The sequence below is a fragment of the Photobacterium sp. genome (assembly GCF_033720175.1).
GTDB lineage: Bacteria > Pseudomonadota > Gammaproteobacteria > Enterobacterales > Vibrionaceae > Photobacterium.
In genome coordinates this window covers 548,840-569,814 of record NZ_JAWWDA010000001.1, presented here as the reverse complement: position 1 = coordinate 569,814, position 20,975 = coordinate 548,840, and the positions used below count along the sequence as shown (strand labels likewise).

Sequence of the window (20,975 nt, the reverse complement as noted above, 5' to 3'; positions counted from 1 at the left end):
TTAAGGATTGGGTATGGCGTGGGAAACAGGGACGGCGAATGGCTATCGGGATTTGTTGGCAAAGCTTAAGGTGTTTGCTCAGCAGAATGGCTGGACGGTAAAGCGTTGGCAGCCAAGAACCGTTGATACGGCATTTGATGAGTTGATTCTTGAATCGGTTGATGCGGTATCAAAAGAACGGTTCATTGCCGCATTTAAAACCGATGAAGAACCGACCGATGCACGCTTTAACTGGAAGCTCTATTGCGCGCCTGCGTATTTTGAGGCGTTAACGTTTGAGCAGATGCCGGATAAAAACCCGTATCACTATATGTATTTATGGGATCAGCCTCTAACGTATTACTTTATTACAGATGCCGACCATCGGCATTTAAAAGTTGTCGCTCAAATATCGACCACAACCCATGTGATTTATATGGGACGGGTCAATATGTTTGCATCCATAGCGCATTGGCCGGATCAGTATGGATGCTTTGGTGAAGGAACGGCCTCCAGCTTTAAATGGAATACGCAAAGTGATGGCGTATCCACGTTTCAATTTGCAAGGAATGACGCCCGCCATATTCATTGGCTGGACAAGTCATGGCTCAGTGTGGAATACACTTGGCCTTATCAGCCCAATTATTATTACGGCCTGTCATTGAATCTACAAACCAACTATTTAAATGATGATCATTGGATGATGCCCATCTATCCCTGCTCAAAAATACATCGGTGCCTTGGGGCGTTTATCGGGGCTTATCAGATGAGCGGGCCAAATACATCGACAGGACAAGTGATAAACACGACGGACAATTTACGATCATATTTGGTAGTACAGAACATTTACCGAACGGGTGATTCAGACTTTATGTGCTTGGAGTTAGATTGATGGCTTATTACACCACCGTGATGGCAAATCGAGAGGAACTTGTCGGGAATATCAAACAGTTTTTCTCTAAGCACCCATCATCCCATTGGGCGTTGAAATATGATAATGGTACCACCCAGTTTGTGGTCGCCCACAAGAGCAAGCCTGTTGCGATTGCAATTGAAGCGTTTCATCACTCGCAAACTGGCCACAATATGAATATCAATGGTGGGACAGCATGGCGCAGTGGCTTTCCCGGCTTAGAAAATAGGAGGGGGCTGGAAACAACACACCACTCACGAAACAGCACCGGCTCTGCGTTACATTTCCCCGTATATATCCATATTTTCAGTAATGAAGAACTGTTTGGTATTTGTTTAGTCAACTTATCGAATCATGAGCCATTTTATTCGATCGGCTCTGTTGCTACGGGGATAGGTAGTATTACTGCGGGTGATGAAGCCTATTTCATTGGCGGAGATGGGGTATCAAGTGCGACCTATAGAAATAAATGGCGGTTCTGTACACAATCTTACCTTGATAAAAGCAGCATTGTTTATTCAGCGGCAAACAATAAAACATATGAAATGCGTTTAGCCAGCGAAGGCAATTCATCGTCCAGAACGATCCTGAAATGTATTTATGATGCCAGAAATATGAACGACACTATTTATGGTTATCATCAAAATAACTCGGAATCCATGTCCGCTTATATGCGATTTAAGCCGAGTAATACCCGATTGTTTATGCCTTGGCTGCTATGCGCGAAACAGTCAAATGGGCGGTTTGCCCCTGAATACTCGCTGAATACATTGAGGATCACAACGATTGAGGACTGGGTGCTTGCCGATATGCCCAAGGTCATTGAATATCGCTCCAGGCCGTGGATTGTCTTTCAGTTGACGCAATTTCAACGGTTGAAATACGGCGTGGCGATTCAGCTTGAATCGGGTGATTTGCCTGCATCATCGGTGATAAAGGGTATCGCGGTATGAATACCGCGTATCCCGTTTTATCGTATTTTTGGTATAACGATCCGCCGCCCATTATTCCTCCTGATATACCGGCGGTAGATTGCGGGACGATTCTTTTTGGTACAGTCTCAACATCCAGTTCACTGCCAATGAAGCCCATGGTTGACGGCACAGGGTTTGTTGTTGATGGATTCTGGGATTCGCTGTTTAAAAATAATCTTTTCCTTTCACCTTCAACGATCGAACTGGGTTTCATTCTCAATGCCAGTGAGCATGCCATTGAAATGTGGAGCAGTTACACCAAGCCACTTACGCTCAATGCCTTAGCTAAAAATAACGATACAGGCTTAGCGCTTACAGGTCCCCATCCAGATAAGACGCTTGCATCCTATGGTGGCCATTGGGATTACGAGTTAGCGGTGTCACTCGATGTTGAAATGAATATTGACGCCCAGTACCAGTGGCAATTTAATAACGGTGCCGTTACAACAACGCTGCATGTGTACGGTTCGCGGATCGCTCTCTGGCCGTATCCGCCGATTTATCCGGTCACTGAACAATGGCAGTGGTTTACTGCGGTGCTTGAAACCCGCGCCAGCGAACAGCGTTTGTCGAATGCCGATAAACCGCTTCAGCATATTGAATACCGTTACAACCTGCCGACGTTAGCGGCGGCGGAACAACATGCCCGTTATGAATCGCAGGGTACGAGCATGCATGTCATCCCGATATGGGCGGATGCAACCCCGCCGGTGACGGTAAAGGCTGGTGATGTAGTCATTGATACCGATGTGTCCTCACGCTCGTTTCGTGGTGGTGGCATGGCGGTGCTGTATAAAAATGAACGAGAGTACGAAGTCGCGTTCATCGATAAAGTGAATGTCGATAATCTGTTGCTGAAACGTCCGCTAATGTATAGCCACAAGAACGTGATTGTCTTGCCCGCCATAACAGCCCGAGCCCCTGACGGGGTGAAATCCGTACGCCGAGGCGCAAGAACCGAGCAGCAAATTAGCTGGGTGAATAGCCAGCCGTTATTGATTGAGCCCTTATCGCCTCCCTATAACACTGATTTTGACACTGAATACCTGGGCAAGCCCGTTATTGTTCAGCGCGGTAAATCCGGCGGTGTCAGTGATGATATGGCATTCGCCTGGCGTGAAAAAACCACAGCCAGTGGCCATCACATTATGGATATCGACCGTGATTATGGCCGCCATGCAACCAATGTTGAATTCATTGCCAAAGGGCGACAGCAAGCCTGGCGGTTAAAGCAGTTTATCTATCAGTTTAACGGGCGTTTAAACGCCTGTTGGTGGGTCAGTTATCATCGCGAAATTCGCATCGCGGCACATTGTAACCGACAGCAAATCGTTATTGAGCGGGTGGGCCTGGTCGAGTTCGGCGGCAGGCATCTGTATCTGAACTGGCACGATGGCGTGCAGATGGTGTTGGCACAACCCGTGGGTTACGACAGTAACGGCAATGAAATTATTAAGCTGGGCGGTACAGATCATCGTGCGGTTGAGCCAGCTGATTTAAACGGCGGGCATATTATGCGCCTGATGCGACCGGACGAGGATGATGTCAAATTAGTCACCAATAGTCGTCATTTGTTATCAGCCAATATAAAAATGGTTGAGGTGCCCAGTGGCGACTATTGAATTATATCAAATTGAAATTCAAGCGGATGTCTGGCGGTTTACATCATCTCAATCGGATGTTTTGTATAAGGGATTTAACTGGCAGTCTCACGCTATCGAACGGGGAGCCTCAATCGAACAGTCTGACGATCCGTTGCGTGCCGATACCTCGTTTGAGGTGTCGGCAGGCAGTACCCTGGCCAATATCGCGTTAAATCCGCCGCTTAATGTCGCGCCGAAAATCACCATTCTGCGCTCTGAAGATGGCCTGACGTTTTATACCGTATTCGCGGGGCGATTGATGGCAGGAGTCTGGAATGACGGCTTTGTCAGTGTCGAGCTGGAGGCGGTTCACACTGAACTGCAGATCACCGGCCTGACCGAAACGGTGACCCCGCATTGTCGTTATTCGTTAGGCAGCCGAAAGTGCGGCCATACGGAAAGCCCCCGAACCGTCACCGTGGCGGCGGTTAATGGCAATCTCGTTACCCTCAATGAATCACTGTCGCTGGAATATCATTATGGCCGCCTTAAACAGGGCCATAACCATCACTATATTGATACTCAACCCAGCAGTAAGACACTGCGGCTGCTGCATCCGGCAACGTTCACGCCGGGGGAACAAGTCGAAGTGACCCGAGGTTGCGACCGCACCTTGGCGACGTGTCATTCGCGTTTTAATAACGCCATTAACTTCGGTGGCGCGGTGAATTTGCCCACCAAGAATCCCTATATCGGCGATCCCATCGACCGCTAAACCGTCCGTAAAAAAAGGAGAGTCAAATGTTTTGGGTTCAACTGGTTATTCTCGCGGTATCACTTTTTATGAGTTACCGCGCCATGAATCAAACCCATACCGCGCCGGATGCGCAAGAGCCCAAAGCCCCGGTGATCGAAGAGGGCAAACCGCTTGGGGTGGTATTTGGCCGGGTAAAAATCAGCAGTGGCAACGTTTATTGGTGGGGGGATTTAAGGAATGAAGAAATCAGAAAGTAACCGTATTTTCCCCAAAGATTTGGCCCCGATAGGTTACTGCTGCTCAGGGGCTCGGGGGGTATTTGAAGCTTACGGGTTGAGCTGGGCAGAATTTCTGAAAAACGGGGCCGATTGTGATGCCTTGCTGGCGCTGGATGATCCGGTGGTGACAGCCGTGGTGGTTAAATTTAGACAGGGCAAGGAGTAGTCCATGGGCAGAAAGAAAAAACAGGTTGCTGGGCACCGCTGGTTCTGGGGCCAGCACCTGGTGTTATGCCATGGACCCGTCGATGCCATTAAGCGGATCTGGTTTGGTGAGAAGGTCGGTTGGCAGGCCAAGGTATCGAGCAACACGCGTATTCATGTTGATCAGCCGACATTGTTTGGCGATCGTGACCAGTATGGCGGTATTGTGGGTGATATTGATGTCTGTTTTGGCCGTGCCGGCCAGCGCGTCAATGACTATCTGGCTCACCATTGCGGCCAGGTAGTTAACGGGCAGAAGGTGGTGAGTGCTTTTCGTCACCTCACTGCCCTGGTGTTTCGTCAGCCAGAAATGGGCAATTCCAGCTATCCCGCGCCGGTGGCCGTTGAGGTCGAACGCCTTTCCACCGGTTGGGATGGTCACGCTATCTGGTACAACACGAAGGCAGTCATTGATAATGGCCTCAATGGTGCCCACATTATCCATGAGTTGATCGAGTGCCCGGAGTGGGGCACCGGTAATGCCAATATCGACAATGCGGCATTTCAGGCTTGTGCTGATGTGCTTTATCAAGAAAGGTTTGGCCTTAATGCCCTCTGGGTAAAGCAGCAACCGGTAGAGCAGTTTGTTAAAGATATCTGCCGTTACCTCAATGGCTATGTGTTTACCGACGAGGCCAGCGGCCTGGTCACCATGCGCCTGGCGCGGGATAATTATCAGCCAGAGGCGCTGCCAACCCTGACGGTGAAAGAAATCAAGACCGCGAAGAATGTCCGCCGTCGAAGTCAGGCCGATATTATTAACACCCTGACGCTGACCTATACCGATCCGAAGACGTTTGAAAAAGCCGCCGTCACCGTGATCAACTCGGCCATGGTGCATGCCGTTGGGCGCACCATAGGCGAGAGCGTGGATTTCCCGATGATCCATGATGCCCAGCTGGCCTACCGGGTTGCGATGCGTGAGCTAAAAATGCTGTCGGCCCGCCTGATGACCACCGAACTCTACTGTGATACCACGGCATCCGTTTATCAGCCGGGCGATGTGGTGCGGGTGGTGTATCCGCCCGCCGGGTTAAACCATATTATGCGGGTACAGAAAAAGCGCCGGGGCAGCATGGCGCAGCCGGAAGTAAAACTCGATGTGATGGAAGATATCTTTGCTGCCGCAACCGGCGATTATATTCCGCCACCACCAAGCGGCTGGCAAGACCCTATTAATGAACCTGCGCCGATTGTCATTCAACAGATGGTTGAATCGCCTTACTGGTTGTTGGCCACCACCCTTAATCCGTCAGAGCTGGCAGTACTGAATGAACATAGCTGTTTTGTCGGCTGGATGGCCCGCAAACCAAGCAGTGATACATTAGGCGCGGAACTGTATTACAACCACTTTGGCCGCTGGATTTACAGCCATCGCGCTTCTTTTGCTAACAGCTCTATGCTGGCCGAGGTGATTTCTCCGATGGCAACCCAGCTCAGAATGATAGACAGCAATCTGCTTGCCGCTGATCTGCCTGCAGTGTGCCAGTTGAATGATGAGTTGGTGGTGGTGAAAAGTGTTGTCGATAGGGTGGCAGACGTTGAACGTGGCGTGCTGGATACTATTCCGACCGAACACCCCGCGATGACGGTGATAACAGCACTTGACGGTGACTCGTTAGAGGCAGAGTTCACGACCGGTGAGCAGGTGAGTGTCCGCGGTTTAACCGTGACGGCCCGAGGGGCATTACCCGAGGAAGAGGCGACTATCGTTACAACTGATCTGGTCGGGCGCGCCGCCAAACCGCTCTGCGTGACTAACGTAAAACTGAATGGAGGTTACTGGCCTGAAACCATCACTATGCCGGTTAATGTTACATGGTCACACCGTAACCGCATCAGCCAGGTCGTCGAGCCACAGCACCTGACCAATTGGTACACAGACGGAGCCCCCGAACCCGGCACAACCACACAGATATCGGTAATGGATGCTGATACCAGCGCAGTACTCTATCAAGGCGAGACGACCGAGACTGAATTGCTATTGGATCAAACCCAAATACCGGCAGAAACCCAGCGATTAACCATCACCCTAACCGCCACCCGAGCGGGCAATGAAGCAATGCACCCCTTCACCCACACATTCAATGTAGTGTTTACCCCCGCCACTGAAGTGTTTAAAGGTCCGGATAGTTAAACACTCTAAACAGAGAAACCGCTTAAACTGACAAATACCCAATTGCCAATCTAAGCGGTTCCCTTTGTCACACCGCGCGGCGGGCTACACGTCATTAGGAGACTGCAAAATATTACATCAAAAAACACTTGATTTTTTCGAGGCCAGAAATGGCAAGGGCTTTAGTCGGTTATCCACGGAAACTGTGGATAACTGTGTTGATGAATGTTAGAAAAACGTAATATGGTCTAAAGGATGGCGGATCCGTCTTAACCTGCTCGGTGTGAAATTATAGGCATAAGCATTTGTTATTCAATAGGAAAGAATAAGTGTTAAGAGGATGTTAGAATAAATACTTTAAACTGTTTTTTCTAATATAACAATTGTGAGTTGATTTACATCGGGAGATGAACAAGCTGTGGATAATTCTCATCAAGAGTTATGATGAAAAGGAATTTTATACTGTATTTGCAATACGGATTTCTAATCTTTCTGAGCGTGATTTTCTCCGTGGGCGGTGATAATACGCCTATGTAAAAATTAGATCAATCCCTACTTTTCATTTTGTTATTATTTATTCGTATTTAGAACCAGATGCCTGAGTAAAAAGGGTATAAAAAAGCCCAAACAGGAGTGTCTTGGTGTCTGGGTTGACGATATGCATGTTGTCGGTTGTCGTTAATTTCCAGCTTTGGCAGGTTGGCCAGCCAATATCACACAGGTCTTGCCTTTGCGGTTTTTGTTAGTGAAGGTTGTATTATAGCTGATGGCGTATCAATGGTTTGATAGTGTGAGCTTGAAAGGGATCTTCCTGCGCTGATTTGCCTTGAATTGAACTCGAAGAGCTCACTCTGAATCCTGTATCTTGCAGTTACTTGGGTATAGTAGCAAAATAGCTAACTAAGTAATGTCTTCCCTTGCAACGGAAACTAAGCATGAGCAAAGCGTTCAAACTGTCTTCTCATTTTTCACCATCGGGTGATCAGCCTACTGCGATCAATCAACTGCTTGATGGGTTAGATGCCGGCCTTGCTCATCAAACCCTGTTAGGGGTTACCGGTTCAGGTAAAACTTTTACGGTGGCGAATGTGATTGCGAAAGCCAATCGTCCCACCTTTATAATGGCGCCTAACAAGACGCTGGCAGCACAGCTTTACGGGGAAATGAAAGAATTCTTTCCTGATAATGCCGTGGAATATTTCGTATCCTACTATGACTATTATCAGCCTGAAGCGTATGTGCCGACGACGGATACCTTCATCGAAAAAGATGCGTCGGTAAATGCACATATTGAGCAGATGCGACTGTCAGCAACGAAAGCGCTGATGGAGCGTCGTGATGTGATCATTATTGCTTCAGTTTCGGCGATTTATGGCCTGGGTGATCCAGACTCCTACCTAAAAATGATGTTGCATGTGCGCCGGGGCGATATGCTTGATCAGCGTGATATTCTGCGTCGTTTAGCTGAACTGCAATACAAGCGAAATGATATGGTATTTGAGCGCGGTACTTTCCGCGTTCGGGGGGAAGTGATCGATGTCTTCCCGGCAGAATCGGAACATGATGCCATTCGTATTGAGCTGTTTGATGCTGAAGTTGATTGTATCAGTGTTTTTGACCCGTTGACTGGTGCGATCCAGCAGCGTGATTTGCCACGGTGTACGATTTATCCGAAGACTCACTATGTTACCCCGCGCGAGAAAATACTGGAGGCGATCGATAAGATCAAAGATGAGCTGGTCATACGCCGTAAACAGTTAATCGATAATAACAAGCTGGTCGAAGAGCAGCGTATTGCCCAGCGCACTCAGTTTGATATTGAAATGATGAATGAACTGGGTTTTTGCTCAGGGATCGAAAACTATTCACGTTACCTCAGTGGACGTGCCGAGGGTGAGCCGCCTCCGACGTTATTTGATTATTTGCCTGCTGATGGCTTGCTCATTATCGACGAATCTCATGTCACGGTGTCGCAGATTGGTGCTATGTATCGTGGGGATCGCTCGCGAAAGGAAAACCTTGTCGAGTACGGTTTTCGCCTGCCTTCGGCATTGGATAATCGTCCGATGAAGTTTGAAGAGTTTGAATCATTAGCCCCGCAAACTGTTTATGTGTCTGCGACGCCGGGCAAATATGAAATAGAGCGCTCCGGTGGTGATATCGCAGAGCAGGTAGTACGTCCGACAGGATTACTCGATCCGATCATCGAAGTTCGTCCGGTTGCCACGCAGATTGATGATTTATTATCAGAAATCCGAATCCGTGAAGTAAAAGGAGAACGGGTACTGGTTACAACGCTGACCAAACGGATGGCGGAAGACTTGACGGAATACCTGGCAGAGCATGGTGTTAAGGTGCGCTACCTTCACTCCGATATTGATACGGTTGAGCGGGTTGAGATCATTCGCGATCTGCGTTTGGGTGAATTTGATGTGCTGATCGGGATCAACCTGTTACGAGAAGGTCTGGATATACCGGAAGTGTCGCTGGTGGCGATACTTGACGCTGACAAAGAAGGATTCTTACGTTCTGAACGTTCGTTGATCCAAACCATTGGCCGTGCGGCGCGTAACCTGGAAGGGCGTGCTATTTTATATGGCGATAAAATAACAGGCTCAATGGAGCGAGCTATTAACGAAACCAACCGGCGCCGAGAGAAGCAACATGCCTATAATGAAAAACGTGGCATCGTACCTCAGGCACTGAATAAAAAAGTGGGTGATATCCTGGAGCTGGGTAAGCCAAGTTCGCGCGCCAGGATCAATAAAGCAGCCCAGCTAAACAGGGTTGCAGAAAGTAAGGGAACTTACACCAGCATGTCGCCGCAGCAACTGGAAACGGAAATTCAGAAGCTGGAAACGGAAATGTATGATTTTGCGCAGAACCTAGAGTTCGAAAAAGCCGCCGAAACCCGTGACAAGATCCATACTTTCCGGCAGCAGTTTATTGCAAATAGCTAACCCTACCACTCTGAATTTCAGGTAAAAAAAAACCAACCGATAATTATTTCGGTTGGCCTCATTGTTTTAGTGAAAAAAATCCACAAACAACGTCAGTTGGCTAGGTTGACTCTTAATTAAGAGTCGATTTATATAATGCAGGCATCGTGCCAACTTTTTTATGTTGTTTTTTTGTGCTTTTTACTGATGTTAAAGATATTTTTGTCATATTTATTTGCTAAACTGGGATTATTATTCGCATTTTGCAAACCGTTTTGCGATTCATAGTGAGACGGATAAAAAATAAAAATCGTGGTAACACAACTACTTGTAGTGATTAAAAAGTGATTTATGGGACTCATGTCTGAGGTGGGAATGGAAAGCACGGCAAAACAACGGCAAGTATTGATGGTAGAAGACACCGCTTCTGTCGCGGCGTTGTATAAATCTTATCTCAATCCTCTGGGGCTAAGTGTCAATATTGTCGGCACGGGGAGAGAAGCACTCAGCTTCATTCAAGATATTGTTCCAGATCTGATTTTGCTTGATTTACGCTTGCCCGACATGACTGGTATGGAAGTCCTGGAAGCTGTTCGACGTGATCATGGCAATCTTCCTGTTGTGATCATGACAGCCCATGGGTCGATTGATGTTGCCGTTGAAGCCATGAGATATGGCGCACAGGATTTTTTAATCAAGCCCTGTGAAGCGGATCTGCTGCGTATCACCGTTAACAATGTATTGAGGGATGGCTGTCATACTCAGGATGCTTCTCAATCCAAGTTGGGTGGCGGGCAATATCAAGGCTTCATTGGCAACAGTATCCCGATGCAAGCCGTATATCGTGTTATCGAATCAGCGGCGGCAAGTAAAGCAACGGTATTTATTACAGGTGAAAGCGGCACCGGAAAAGAGGTCTGCGCTGAGGCTGTTCACGCCGCGAGTCCGCGAAATGATAGACCGTTCGTAGCGTTAAATTGTGCCGCCATTCCAAAAGAGTTGATTGAAAGTGAGTTGTTCGGCCATGTAAAAGGGGCATTTACCGGAGCTTCAACTGAGCGACAGGGAGCGGTAGAGCTTGCCCATCAAGGAACATTGTTCCTCGATGAACTTTGCGAAATGGACTTGGATTTACAAAGTAAGTTGCTGCGTTTTATTCAAACCGGCACTTATCAAAAAGTAGGCTCTTCAAAAACCAGCACGGTAGATGTTCGTTTTGTTTGTGCGACTAACCGAAACCCTTGGGTGGAAGTGCAAGAAGGGCGTTTTCGAGAAGACTTGTATTATAGGCTACACGTTATTCCTATTGCACTGCCGCCTTTGCGTGATCGCAATGATGACATGATTGAGATTGCTGATGCTTTGCTGGCCTTGATGTCGGTGGAAGAAGGTAAAAACTTCAGTCGCTTTTCGCCAGATGTCGTTGCATTACTTAAAGCGCACTCCTGGCCGGGCAATGTACGAGAATTACAGAATGTTATCCGGAATATAGTGGTGTTAAATACTGGCGAAGAAGTGACCTTGCAAATGCTGCCACCGCCGATAAACAGTATTGCTGGCGCTGAAATTGCATCTCCTGTAAATAGTTCAACGGATATCCAAAGTCGTCTCATCGAACTTGGTGAAAATTTACATATTGAACAAAGTGAACGGTGGACGGTTGAGCCGCTTTGGATGGTTGAAAAACGTGCAATTCAGGCTGCAATTGATGTCTGTAACGGAAACATTCCGCGTGCTGCAGGTTTACTGGAAGTTAGCCCTTCAACCATATACAGAAAATTACAAACCTGGCAGGAAATAACAGGTGGAAACAGGGAGATCAAATAAATGGTAAAGAGTATTAATGCGGAAACCATCAAACGGCTGGCAGAAGAAGTCGGTGAAGAAACGGTCATACTCTTACTTAATGTATTTAGTGATGAGCTACAGCAGTACTTACGCCAGCTATCTGATCAACCATCGGTCAATCAGGTCGGGGAGATCAGCCATTCGATTAAAAGTAGCGCTGCCAGCTTTGGGGCTGACAGTCTGGCTGAAATGGCTCAAGAGTGTGAATCGCGTGTGAGACAAGGACAGAATGAGTGGATGGTGGATCATCTGCCTGAATTGACACAAATGGTCAAGGGTATGGCACAAGAGTACAAGCAATTAGCCTGTAACGATCAGTTTATCAATCGCTTGTTTTAACTTTATCCGGTCATGGCGCCACTCATGATTGCTGGAAGCTAAATCTTCAATCCGCTGTTCATACCTTGGGGAAAGTTCTGGCCAAGGATGATCGGTGATTATGCTATCAATGTGGCGCCCCTGCATTGCACGTTCACACCAATGCAGCATAGTGCTAAGAGACATTTTTCCTGCCGGTCCCTTCTCTTTATCCAGATTGGTTATAAAGACTATTTTGGCCGGACTTTCTTTTAGCGCTGAACCAATATCTTTGAGTAGTAAAGGCGGCATAATACTGGTTAGAAAGCTGCCAGGCCCTAACAAGATGATATTGGCCTTTTTAATTGCCTTCATTGCTTCCTTGGTGGCAGGTACCGCAGGCTCAATGTAAAGCCGTTGCGGTACTTCTTCCAGTTCATCGACACTGGTTTCACCGCAAATAATCTCGCCCGCCGGCGTCAATGCCGATAAGTCTGCCGGGTGTTCAGACATTGGGATGATATGGGGTTCGACTTTCAGCATATCCCGGATAAGATTGATCGCTTCTAAGGGGCGAATACAGAGGTTATCGAGTGCGGTTAGCATCAAGTTCCCCAGGTTATGCCCATTCAATTCGCCATTACCGCGAAAGCGATATTCAAAAATCATCGAACCGACAGAGGGTTCAGTGATCAATTGATTAATGCAGTTACGGGTATCTCCCCATGCAATTCCGCCCTGACAAGCACGAATACGACCTGTCGATCCGCCATTATCAGTCGTGGTGACAATTCCGGTAACTTGGGGGCCATAATCAGACAGAGAGGAGAGCATACGGCCCAAGCCATGACCACCACCGATAGCAACAATCTTGGTTTTAATTTCAGTCTTTGTGTTTGTCATGATCTTATTTGCAATTTTTTGTGATCTTGATTGATGTGTAGAGTATACAAAGCCGTAAAATGAATACAAGATTTCGCTGGGGATATGCTACTACTGTCACGATTAGGGGAGAACTTTCGCTGTGTGCTGGATGGGTATGCGTTAAGAGTATGATCGGGAGTGAGAAGCGCTGGCTACAGCCTGACGCATCAACACACCCTAAGATTAGTGGGGCTCTTGCATCATATTCATTAAATAATCACAGGTATCGAGACAATTTGGGGTATTAAGTAGTGCTTGTTTTTCACTGGCGGGAACGGGCAGAATCTCTAACCAGCGCTGACATAACCAGCTTAAATTGTTGAACTCTTTGGTTTGATGTAAACGGTCGAGTTCCGGGTATTTCTCAAACATAATTCTCAATTTCACAGCCAGTAGTTGCTGGTTGTTATGGAGCTGGATTTCTGTCCACAGAGGTATTGTCTGGTATTCAGCAGAAAACACGCCATTGCTATCTTGCGTTAATGATTTAATACGGAAATTGTCGTGTCCGTAGACGGTAACGATGAGGGAGCCATCATCTGTTGATCTGTCAAAATCTTCTACAGTGACCCGGGTACCGATATGGAAAAAATGTTGACCTGGATCGCTTTCATCATGCATACAGACACCAAAGCCATCGGTTGACGACAAAGCCACTTTAAAGGCTTCTGTTTGTGACCCGGGCGCGATACGCATAGGCATTCTGCCAGTAGGTAAGACATGGCGTTGTTGAAAAAGTAGCGGTATTGATTGCATCATAAACAGCTCCATTCATCATTATCGTGTCTGGTACCATATGCACTGCAAATGTGATGCCGAAGTGTCATACCGCGAATGAGCTGGAATGAAGTATCTTAATTGATAAGCAATAACCGCATTTGTTTTCATATTGCAAATCCCTGATGCAAATTGCAATGCAGTTTATACCCAAGCCACCTCAACCCTCACTTTTGGTTGGCAATGATTTTAAGCACATTATCGCTGGGTAATAACTCAAGGTGACCTTGCTCGTTGAAGTACCAACCTTTTATGATCCCTTTTGCCATCATGTCATAAAAGCCATCAATAATATGTTGTGCTTCCTGGTGGGCGTTCAGTGCATCAATGCCATCTTCGTACTGGAGATAGCGTGCGATATCATCAACGCTGGCAGATTCGATAATGTTGGACATGGCAGCCTCACTTGACATTAAATTAATCACAAATAGTCCCTTTAGTAGTATTGTCGGGATCTTTCTCGAAAGGTAGAATACAGCACGTTTTTTTTCGGTGAATTGTTTATATTGTCATTTTACTGATATTTTTATGATTAGATTAGCAGCTGTGTGAATGACTCTACATGCGCATCACATAGCAGCCCATAACTCCGAGCTTTGTTCACTAAGTTGCCCGCCTTTTGTGTTCTGTAATATGGACAGGTGCAGGTAATAAGTGACCAACGCCAGTGACAGGCTGTCACCAGGGTCTATTTAGAAATGAATCGGCCTCCCGTATTTGGAAAGGTGTTCCGTGGCAAAACAATTAGAAGATCATCTTCATTTTGAAGATCGCTTTAATCGTAAGTTTTATTACTTGCGATTGTCAGTTACCGACGTGTGTAACTTCAAATGTACCTATTGCCTGCCGGACGGTTATCATCCCCCGGAAAAGAAGGCATCTTCCTTTCTGACGTTAGATGAGATCCAGCGTGTAACAGGGGCCTTCGCCGAGTGTGGTACGACAAAAGTGCGTATTACCGGTGGCGAGCCAAGCTTACGCCGTGATTTTACCGATATTATCCGTACTGTTGCTTCTCAGCCCGGTATAACCAAAGTGGCGACAACCACTAACGGTTACCGTATGGCCAAACATGTCAAAAGCTGGAAAGAGGCTGGTCTGACTCATATTAACGTGAGTGTTGATAGCCTGGACCCGAAAATGTTTTATCAAATCACGGGTGAGAATATGTTTCATCAGGTGATGTCGGGTATTGATGCCGCTTTTGATGCGGGCTTTGAACAAGTCAAAATTAATACGGTACTGCTCAAAGACTTAAATTCACAAGAGTTGCCGAAGTTCCTTGATTGGATCAAAACCAGACCAATTCAACTGCGTTTTATTGAATTAATGCAGACCGGTGAGATGGATGATATGTTTGATAATCATCATCTCTCTGGAGTTAGCATCCGTAACCATCTGATTGCCAATGGTTGGGTTTTACAGATCAAGAGCAATAATGATGGTCCTGCCCAAGTATTTTGTCATCCTGATTATGTCGGTGAAATCGGACTAATCATGCCTTACGAAAAAGATTTCTGCCAAAGTTGTAACCGATTACGCATATCGGCAAAAGGTAAGCTTCATCTGTGCCTGTTTGGTGAGCACGGTGTGGACTTGCGCGACTTGCTTGCCGAAGACGGGCAGCGTGCCGAGCTGATTAAGCGTATTCAAGGTGGCTTACAACAAAAAGCGGTGGGTCATTTTCTTGATGAGGGAAATTCAGGCATGACACCGCACCTTGCCTCTATTGGTGGCTAATACCGGTAAACTAAACAATTGATGACAGCTATCACTGATGTGAACGGAAGTAATAATAATGACACAATTAACGCATATCAATGCTTCGGGTGAAGCGAATATGGTCGATGTTTCAGCCAAGACTGAAACTGTTCGTGAAGCGCGAGCTGAAGCCTTCGTGCATATGGCGCCGGAAACACTCGACCTGATTATTTCGGGTAAGCACCATAAAGGTGATGTCTTTGCAACGGCCCGTATTGCGGGTATTCAGGCGGCGAAAAAAACATGGGATTTGATCCCGCTATGTCACCCCTTGTTGCTGTCTAAAGTTGAAGTGCAGTTAGAAGCAATCGAAGCGGAAAATATGGTACGTATAGAATCGTGCTGTAAGCTGGCGGGTAAGACCGGCGTTGAAATGGAAGCATTAACAGCGGCATCGGTAGCGGCGTTGACCATTTACGATATGTGCAAAGCGGTACAGAAAGATATGGTTATTAGTCAGGTTCGTTTGTTAGAAAAAACGGGCGGTAAATCAGGTCACTTTAAGGTTGAAGCATGATTAATGTACTTTTCTTTGCTCAGGTGAAAGAGCTGGTTGGGGTTGATCGCTTAGAGGTTGACGCTGAATTTACGACGGCAGAAGCATTACGTGTTCATCTGACTGAACGTGGCGATAAATGGCTGCTGGCGCTGGAGTCCGGCAAATTACTGGTTGCCGTTAACCAGACAATTTGCCATTTAGAGTCTGAAATCAAAGACGGTGATGAAGTTGCCTTTTTCCCGCCAGTGACCGGGGGGTAATATGGTTTCGGTTCAGGTTGAAGATTTTTCAGTTGCTGATGAATACGCAAAACTGGCTGAAGGCACTGATGCTGGAGCGGTTGTGACGTTTATCGGTAAAGTGCGTGATTTTAATCAGGGTGATGACGTCACCGGTCTGTCGCTAGAGCATTATCCGGGAATGACCGAGAAGGCCTTAGCTGAAATTATTGAGCAGGCGGGTGAGCGCTGGCCACTCCTGAAAACGAGAGTTATTCACCGGGTGGGTGATTTGGCACTGGGTGATCAGATTGTGTTTGTGGGTGTAACCAGTGCACACCGGGGGGCGGCATTTGAAGCTTGTGAATTTATTATGGACTACCTTAAAACCCGCGCACCATTTTGGAAGAAAGAACAGACAAACAGTGAAAGTCGCTGGGTTGATGCCAGAGATACTGATACTTCTGCGGCAGATCGTTGGCAGTTAACATAACCTAATACTGGATGATTAGGGTGTAAAAAAGGAGCTGATAACCGGCTCCTTTTTTAATGGTTGAAATTTGTCACTGCTGGGTGGTTTGATACCGACTTCGATAAAAAAAGTATCTGTTCAGCCAACCATAATTAATTAGTCAAGATACTCGTTGCCCAGTCTTTGCCACCATATCTCTGCATGAAACAGCACTTCCCGCTAAATAGCCTTGTGGAATACTTCTTCGTTCCTCATCTCTTTTATAACATAAATGCAACCGCCATTAGCGTTGCAAAATAGCCTAACAAAAGGAAGGGTAACCATGCTGTAACAAATGACTGGATAATCTTTCATAAATATTCAGGTGTTGTTTCAAAAAGAGCTGTGCTATGTTTTTGTTATAGGAATAATTAACCATTATTGGTGAATGGTTATAAAGTTCGCAGTTGAGATTTAAGAGCCTGTAGTAATAGGAGGGGATTATGATCAGGAGTGATCGTTTACTCTATGAAATTGCACCCGATGGTTTTGGTAAACGTCAGTGTGAGCCTTGGGATCTCTGGCGTGACAGAGCACATCTGATGTTGCCTCACTTTCCCGACGAAGTGCTTGAGCAATGGGTATATCGCCATTGGAAAGCGGTCCTTTGTAATTGGGGCTGGCTTGATTTTCGTGCGATGTCCTTTACCAAGCAGGTTTGGACGAATGACGAGATCCTTAACAGAATTAAGACTCCTCATAATGATGTGGTCGATAAGTTTTCACGGCGTATGACTAATGAAATCTTTCAGCGCAGTTGGCTAGTGCAGAATATGCAAGGGCGTGGCACCTGGCCTGTGGCTCCTATTATTTTGCACTATGAGCGTGATTTGTACGCGACCAATGGCCGGGTATTAAAAGCGCCGTTTAACTTGCTGGAAGGACATCACCGGTTAGGTTATCTGAAAGGTATGATAGATCACGGAGAATTTACCCAGCAAACACATGAAATATGGGTTGCAAAAATGCCTGTTCATTAAGTGGTAGACGGCGGTTGTTGGGTTTGGGTATACGAAAGAAGTGCAGCCAGATTATTGGCTGCTTTATTCTTTATTATGAGCAGTCTTTTCGCTGCTTCATCTCCAGTTTTGATAATTGCTGGTAACAGTTCTTTTCCGCGGCATTTAATTCCATCATTACAGCTTGAATATCGGCCTGTTGCTGTACCAGTAGTCGTTGTCGATACTTAATCGCCTTGAGCATGTCATGGAGTTGTTTTTTATTGCTCTTCTCTGAATCGTACAGATCAAAAAGCCCTCTAATATCATCAAGGCTGAAACCGAGTCGCTTGCCTCGCAGTGTCAGCTTCAAGCGAGCACGATCTTGCCTCGAATAAATACGGTTTTGACCATTTCTTTGCGGGGTTAATAATCCATGATCTTCATAAAATCGAATACTGCGCAGGGTCACGCCAAACTCTTCCGCGAGTTGAGAGATAGAGAAAGTATCCTTACCTTCTGTCTTTAACATTGTTATTTAACCTAGATCCATTACCTGATGGGGATCATTTCATAACTGAGTGGCCATTGACAAGCACCTTTGCAGACTTGAATCGAGAGAATAAAGGGTCTGACAGGCATAAAGCAGGGAAATATTTCAAGCTAGCGACAAAAAAATAGCCCCTTTGAGAAGAGGCTATTGAAAGATGTGAATGGGTAGTTAATAACTACTTATTTTCACTTTTTGAATCGCCTTTAGCACTATGTGCTGGTGGCACATAACCATGACGGACTCGGGATGGACTTGGACGCGAGAAGCAAGCGGCTGGTCTCATATATTAACTCTCAAGATACAACGGAACGGGAACGGATTATTGAAAGCTCAACCTAATTGATGCGATCAGATTGACTTTTTCAATATAAATAATTCTAACGCGATTAACGTGTTGCAGATACTTGAAAAGTATTAAAAAACAGCCTTGTGAAAAGTTAATCTATCAGTGTTTTTTTTATTCGCTTTTGTTATTAAAAAGAGACGGTGAGGCAGGGTGGGAATTTATGTGCCATATTTATTTGGCACATAAGATTTCTTGCAAGGCGCTTTGGATGATAATTGTGCGTAACAGATTGTTTTATCAAACTTGCTGAATTTGACAGCGGAGGGTTCATGAAACATAGGCGTGTATCGAATAAGAGAATCAAGCAGATGCTTAATGAAATTGGCATTGGGAATGATCACGACAAAGACGATGATCAACAGCTTCTGCTGGAAAAAAGACACCAATCAGTCAGTCCTGACAAACAGGTTTTTGATATCGACAGTGAAAATAAATAATTTCCCCGACCTTTAAAAGCGCTCCTCGTGAGCGTTTTTTTATGCCTGTACATCAACTTATTAATGTTTTGTTATTGACTGCTACGTTTTTTGTTGGCTCTTTGAGTTATTTATGCTGATTACTTGTGTAAGTATGCAGTAATTGGTTTGGGAACTGAATTTTATTAGCTTTTCTGGCGGATATTTCTCTATAACCTAGTTTTTATAATAGAAAGGTCCATATAGTTCTTTTTGGGTGGTGGTTAATGCTGGCTAAGGGGTTTATATTAAGGATAATATCTCTTTTTGTAATGGATTTGTGGCAAATTACTTCAATGCCTGTTAAAGTTGCGAGCTATTCTTCGGTTTGTATTGTGTTATTTCTGGGAAATAATCCAAAAATTGTCGCTGTATGAACAACAACTGAAGAACGTCATGGATGCAATGAAATTATGTATTGGAGTTAATGCATGTATAAAAATAAAATCACTCAGGCGTTATTAATTAGCGCAAGCCTGACAGTCGCTGCCACTTCTTTTTCTGCTCTGGCTGCTGAGGTTCCTGAGGGTGTCAAGCTTGCTGCGAAACAGGAGTTAGTTCGTGGTAATGGAACAGAAGTCGCCTCACTCGATCCCCACAAAACCGAAGGTGTGCCAGAATCTCACGTTATTCGTGATCTTCTTGAAGGTCTGGTAAACCAAGACGCAGACGGTAAGACGGTACCTGGCGTAGCTGAAAGCTGGGAAACAAACGATAACCGCACATTTATTTTCCACCTGCGAAAAGATGCGAAGTGGTCAAATGGTGATCCGGTTACAGCAAGCGACTTTGTTTACAGCTTCAAGCGTGCCGTCGATCCGGCAACGGCATCACCTTATTCATGGTACCTTGAAATGACTACCATGAAGAACGCAGCCCAGATCATTGCAGGTAAAGCCGAGAAAGAAACACTGGGTGTTACTGCGGTAGATGCAAACACGCTAAAAATTGAACTGGAATCAGCCGTACCATATTTTGTCATGATGATGGGCCACACAACAATGAAGCCTGTTAATCAAAAAGTGGTTGAGAAATTCGGCGACGATTGGACGAAGCCAGAAAACTTTGTCGGTAACGGTGCTTACGTTCTTGATAAGTGGGTTGTGAACGAACGTATTGTCCTAAAAAACAACCCTCAGTACTGGGATAACGAAAAGACAGTTATCAAGCAGGTAACCTTCTTACCGATTGAAAACCAAGTTGCTGAAATGAACCGCTTCCTTGCGGGTGAAATTGATATTACCCACGAACTGCCGAATGAACACTTCCGTCGCTTGCAGAAAGAGTATCCAGAAGATGTATCCATTCAGGGTAACCTGTGTTCATACTACTACGGCTTTAACAATGCAAAAGCGCCATTTGATGATGTTCGCGTACGTAAGGCGCTGTCTTACGCAATCGATCGTGACATCATTACTAAAGCGCTGCTTGGTCAAGGTCAGAAGCCGGGTTATTTCCTAACGCCAGAAATTACCGCTAACTTTGACCCAGTAATGCCTGATTACGGTAAGCTCACTCAGAAAGAGCGTAACGCTAAAGCGAAAGAGCTCCTGGCTGAAGCAGGATTTGACAACAGTAATCCACTTGAGTTTACACTGCTTTACAACACATCAGAGAACCACAAGAAGCTAGCAGTTGCTATCGCATCTATGTGGAAGAAAAATCTGGGCGCTAAAGCTAACCTGGAAAACCAAGAGTGGAAAACCTACTTGGATAACCGCCGTCAAGGCAACTTCGATGTTACGCGTGCCGGCTGGTGTGGTGACTACAACGAAGCATCCAGCTTCCTTTCTCTAATGCAGAGCAACAACAGCTCTAACGATCCTAAGTATCATAGCAAAGCATATGACAGCATCATGGAAAAAGCGCTTAACTCAATCTCAGAAACTGAGCGTGAGCAGCTTTACGTTGATGCAGAAAAACAGCTGGCTAAAGATATGCCGATTGCCCCTATCTACCAATATGTGAAAGCACGTCTGGTAAGCCCTAAAGTTGGCGGTTTCCCTGCGAACAACGCAGAAGACAAACTCTTCACCAAAGATATGTACATCATTGCTGACTAATAAACAGCAAGATATATAAAAACACAACGCTACACCCTATGC

At 46.0% G+C, this 20,975-nt stretch carries 21 protein-coding genes and 1 riboswitch; of the genes, 17 read left to right on the top strand and 4 right to left on the bottom strand.

Annotated features, from left to right (window positions below):
* Window positions 1–13 precede the first annotated feature (13 nt).
* The 10 genes from R3289_RS02485 (at window position 14) to R3289_RS02440 (ending at window position 11,930) form a co-directional block, all read left to right on the top strand.
* A complete protein-coding gene (locus tag R3289_RS02485) occupies window positions 14–871 on the top strand; it encodes a hypothetical protein (protein WP_318923852.1) in 858 nt (285 codons plus the stop codon).
* Complete coding sequence (locus tag R3289_RS02480; RefSeq protein WP_318923851.1) at window positions 871–1,845, top strand: hypothetical protein; 975 nt, start codon at window positions 871–873, stop codon at window positions 1,843–1,845. The genes R3289_RS02485 and R3289_RS02480 overlap by 1 nt, the downstream gene beginning before the upstream one ends.
* A complete protein-coding gene (locus R3289_RS02475) occupies window positions 1,842–3,488 on the top strand; it encodes a hypothetical protein (RefSeq protein WP_318923849.1) in 1,647 nt (548 codons plus the stop codon). The genes R3289_RS02480 and R3289_RS02475 overlap by 4 nt, the downstream gene beginning before the upstream one ends.
* Window positions 3,475–4,224, top strand: a complete 750-nt coding sequence (locus R3289_RS02470) for a phage BR0599 family protein (protein WP_318923847.1) — start codon at window positions 3,475–3,477, stop codon at window positions 4,222–4,224. The genes R3289_RS02475 and R3289_RS02470 overlap by 14 nt, the downstream gene beginning before the upstream one ends.
* 26 nt (window positions 4,225–4,250) lie before the next feature.
* Window positions 4,251–4,463, top strand: coding sequence for a hypothetical protein (locus tag R3289_RS02465; protein WP_318923846.1), 213 nt, complete (start codon window positions 4,251–4,253; stop codon window positions 4,461–4,463).
* Window positions 4,444–4,650, top strand: a complete 207-nt coding sequence (locus tag R3289_RS02460) for a hypothetical protein (protein WP_318923844.1) — start codon at window positions 4,444–4,446, stop codon at window positions 4,648–4,650. The genes R3289_RS02465 and R3289_RS02460 overlap by 20 nt, the downstream gene beginning before the upstream one ends.
* 3 nt (window positions 4,651–4,653) lie before the next feature.
* Complete coding sequence (locus tag R3289_RS02455) at window positions 4,654–6,825, top strand: phage tail protein (RefSeq protein WP_318923843.1); 2,172 nt, start codon at window positions 4,654–4,656, stop codon at window positions 6,823–6,825.
* Between the two features lie 914 nt (window positions 6,826–7,739).
* A complete protein-coding gene (gene uvrB / locus R3289_RS02450; RefSeq protein WP_318923841.1) occupies window positions 7,740–9,764 on the top strand; it encodes an excinuclease ABC subunit UvrB in 2,025 nt (674 codons plus the stop codon).
* A 354-nt stretch (window positions 9,765–10,118) separates the two neighbouring features.
* On the top strand, window positions 10,119–11,570 hold the full coding sequence (gene luxO, locus R3289_RS02445) for a quorum-sensing sigma-54 dependent transcriptional regulator LuxO (RefSeq protein WP_413466656.1): 1,452 nt from the start codon (window positions 10,119–10,121) through the stop codon (window positions 11,568–11,570).
* Window positions 11,571–11,930, top strand: coding sequence for an Hpt domain-containing protein (locus R3289_RS02440; RefSeq protein ID WP_318923840.1), 360 nt, complete (start codon window positions 11,571–11,573; stop codon window positions 11,928–11,930).
* On the opposite strand, the gene yvcK is transcribed toward R3289_RS02440, so the two are convergent.
* The 3 genes from yvcK to R3289_RS02425 all read right to left on the bottom strand — a co-directional run bounded on the left by yvcK (window position 11,892) and on the right by R3289_RS02425 (window position 13,984).
* Window positions 11,892–12,791, bottom strand: coding sequence for a uridine diphosphate-N-acetylglucosamine-binding protein YvcK (gene yvcK / locus R3289_RS02435; RefSeq protein ID WP_318923838.1), 900 nt, complete (start codon window positions 12,789–12,791; stop codon window positions 11,892–11,894). The two genes, R3289_RS02440 and yvcK, sit on opposite strands and share 39 nt — an antisense overlap.
* A gap of 204 nt (window positions 12,792–12,995) precedes the next feature.
* On the bottom strand, window positions 12,996–13,571 hold the full coding sequence (locus R3289_RS02430) for an LON peptidase substrate-binding domain-containing protein (RefSeq protein WP_318923837.1): 576 nt from the start codon (window positions 13,569–13,571) through the stop codon (window positions 12,996–12,998).
* Between the two features lie 185 nt (window positions 13,572–13,756).
* A complete protein-coding gene (locus R3289_RS02425; RefSeq protein ID WP_318923836.1) occupies window positions 13,757–13,984 on the bottom strand; it encodes a hypothetical protein in 228 nt (75 codons plus the stop codon).
* 180 nt (window positions 13,985–14,164) lie between these two features.
* Window positions 14,165–14,333, top strand: a riboswitch (molybdenum cofactor riboswitch).
* On the opposite strand from R3289_RS02425, the gene moaA reads away from it, so the two are divergent.
* From moaA to R3289_RS02400, 5 genes are all read left to right on the top strand, one after another.
* Window positions 14,307–15,329 (top strand): GTP 3',8-cyclase MoaA, encoded by a 1,023-nt coding sequence (gene moaA, locus R3289_RS02420; RefSeq protein WP_318923834.1) that lies wholly within the window; start codon window positions 14,307–14,309, stop codon window positions 15,327–15,329. (Overlaps the previous riboswitch by 27 nt.)
* Window positions 15,330–15,387: 58 nt before the next feature.
* Window positions 15,388–15,867, top strand: a complete 480-nt coding sequence (gene moaC / locus R3289_RS02415) for a cyclic pyranopterin monophosphate synthase MoaC (RefSeq protein WP_318923833.1) — start codon at window positions 15,388–15,390, stop codon at window positions 15,865–15,867.
* Window positions 15,864–16,109: a molybdopterin synthase sulfur carrier subunit gene (moaD, locus tag R3289_RS02410; protein ID WP_318923831.1), complete on the top strand. Its 246-nt coding sequence runs from the start codon at window positions 15,864–15,866 to the stop codon at window positions 16,107–16,109. The genes moaC and moaD overlap by 4 nt, the downstream gene beginning before the upstream one ends.
* A gap of 1 nt (window position 16,110) precedes the next feature.
* The gene (gene moaE / locus R3289_RS02405; protein WP_318923829.1) at window positions 16,111–16,560 is read left to right on the top strand and encodes a molybdopterin synthase catalytic subunit MoaE; all 450 of its coding nucleotides are present in this window, start codon (window positions 16,111–16,113) and stop codon (window positions 16,558–16,560) included.
* 461 nt (window positions 16,561–17,021) lie between these two features.
* Complete coding sequence (locus tag R3289_RS02400) at window positions 17,022–17,558, top strand: hypothetical protein (protein ID WP_318923828.1); 537 nt, start codon at window positions 17,022–17,024, stop codon at window positions 17,556–17,558.
* A 73-nt stretch (window positions 17,559–17,631) separates the two neighbouring features.
* On the opposite strand, the gene R3289_RS02395 is transcribed toward R3289_RS02400, so the two are convergent.
* A complete protein-coding gene (locus R3289_RS02395; protein WP_318923827.1) occupies window positions 17,632–18,048 on the bottom strand; it encodes a MerR family DNA-binding transcriptional regulator in 417 nt (138 codons plus the stop codon).
* A gap of 636 nt (window positions 18,049–18,684) precedes the next feature.
* Here R3289_RS02395 and R3289_RS02390 point away from each other — a divergent pair.
* Window positions 18,685–18,852, top strand: a complete 168-nt coding sequence (locus R3289_RS02390) for a hypothetical protein (RefSeq protein WP_318923826.1) — start codon at window positions 18,685–18,687, stop codon at window positions 18,850–18,852.
* A 449-nt stretch (window positions 18,853–19,301) separates the two neighbouring features.
* Window positions 19,302–20,933: an ABC transporter substrate-binding protein gene (locus R3289_RS02385; RefSeq protein WP_318923825.1), complete on the top strand. Its 1,632-nt coding sequence runs from the start codon at window positions 19,302–19,304 to the stop codon at window positions 20,931–20,933.
* Window positions 20,934–20,975 lie beyond the last annotated feature (42 nt).

What these genes read in the sequence shown, in the direction of transcription:
- R3289_RS02485 (WP_318923852.1), top strand. Translation starts at nt 14, where the DNA reads ATGGCGTGGGAAACAGGGACGGCGAATGGCTATCGGGATTTGTTGGCA.
- R3289_RS02480 (WP_318923851.1), top strand. Translation starts at nt 871, where the DNA reads ATGGCTTATTACACCACCGTGATGGCAAATCGAGAGGAACTTGTCGGG.
- R3289_RS02475 (WP_318923849.1), top strand. Translation starts at nt 1,842, where the DNA reads ATGAATACCGCGTATCCCGTTTTATCGTATTTTTGGTATAACGATCCG.
- R3289_RS02465 (WP_318923846.1), top strand. Translation starts at nt 4,251, where the DNA reads ATGTTTTGGGTTCAACTGGTTATTCTCGCGGTATCACTTTTTATGAGT.
- R3289_RS02460 (WP_318923844.1), top strand. Translation starts at nt 4,444, where the DNA reads ATGAAGAAATCAGAAAGTAACCGTATTTTCCCCAAAGATTTGGCCCCG.
- R3289_RS02455 (WP_318923843.1), top strand. Translation starts at nt 4,654, where the DNA reads ATGGGCAGAAAGAAAAAACAGGTTGCTGGGCACCGCTGGTTCTGGGGC.
- uvrB (WP_318923841.1), top strand. Translation starts at nt 7,740, where the DNA reads ATGAGCAAAGCGTTCAAACTGTCTTCTCATTTTTCACCATCGGGTGAT.
- luxO (WP_413466656.1), top strand. Translation starts at nt 10,119, where the DNA reads ATGGAAAGCACGGCAAAACAACGGCAAGTATTGATGGTAGAAGACACC.
- R3289_RS02440 (WP_318923840.1), top strand. Translation starts at nt 11,571, where the DNA reads ATGGTAAAGAGTATTAATGCGGAAACCATCAAACGGCTGGCAGAAGAA.
- yvcK (WP_318923838.1), bottom strand. Translation starts at nt 12,791, where the DNA reads ATGACAAACACAAAGACTGAAATTAAAACCAAGATTGTTGCTATCGGT.
- R3289_RS02430 (WP_318923837.1), bottom strand. Translation starts at nt 13,571, where the DNA reads ATGATGCAATCAATACCGCTACTTTTTCAACAACGCCATGTCTTACCT.
- R3289_RS02425 (WP_318923836.1), bottom strand. Translation starts at nt 13,984, where the DNA reads ATGTCCAACATTATCGAATCTGCCAGCGTTGATGATATCGCACGCTAT.
- moaC (WP_318923833.1), top strand. Translation starts at nt 15,388, where the DNA reads ATGACACAATTAACGCATATCAATGCTTCGGGTGAAGCGAATATGGTC.
- moaD (WP_318923831.1), top strand. Translation starts at nt 15,864, where the DNA reads ATGATTAATGTACTTTTCTTTGCTCAGGTGAAAGAGCTGGTTGGGGTT.
- moaE (WP_318923829.1), top strand. Translation starts at nt 16,111, where the DNA reads ATGGTTTCGGTTCAGGTTGAAGATTTTTCAGTTGCTGATGAATACGCA.
- R3289_RS02400 (WP_318923828.1), top strand. Translation starts at nt 17,022, where the DNA reads ATGATCAGGAGTGATCGTTTACTCTATGAAATTGCACCCGATGGTTTT.
- R3289_RS02395 (WP_318923827.1), bottom strand. Translation starts at nt 18,048, where the DNA reads ATGTTAAAGACAGAAGGTAAGGATACTTTCTCTATCTCTCAACTCGCG.
- R3289_RS02390 (WP_318923826.1), top strand. Translation starts at nt 18,685, where the DNA reads ATGAAACATAGGCGTGTATCGAATAAGAGAATCAAGCAGATGCTTAAT.
- R3289_RS02385 (WP_318923825.1), top strand. Translation starts at nt 19,302, where the DNA reads ATGTATAAAAATAAAATCACTCAGGCGTTATTAATTAGCGCAAGCCTG.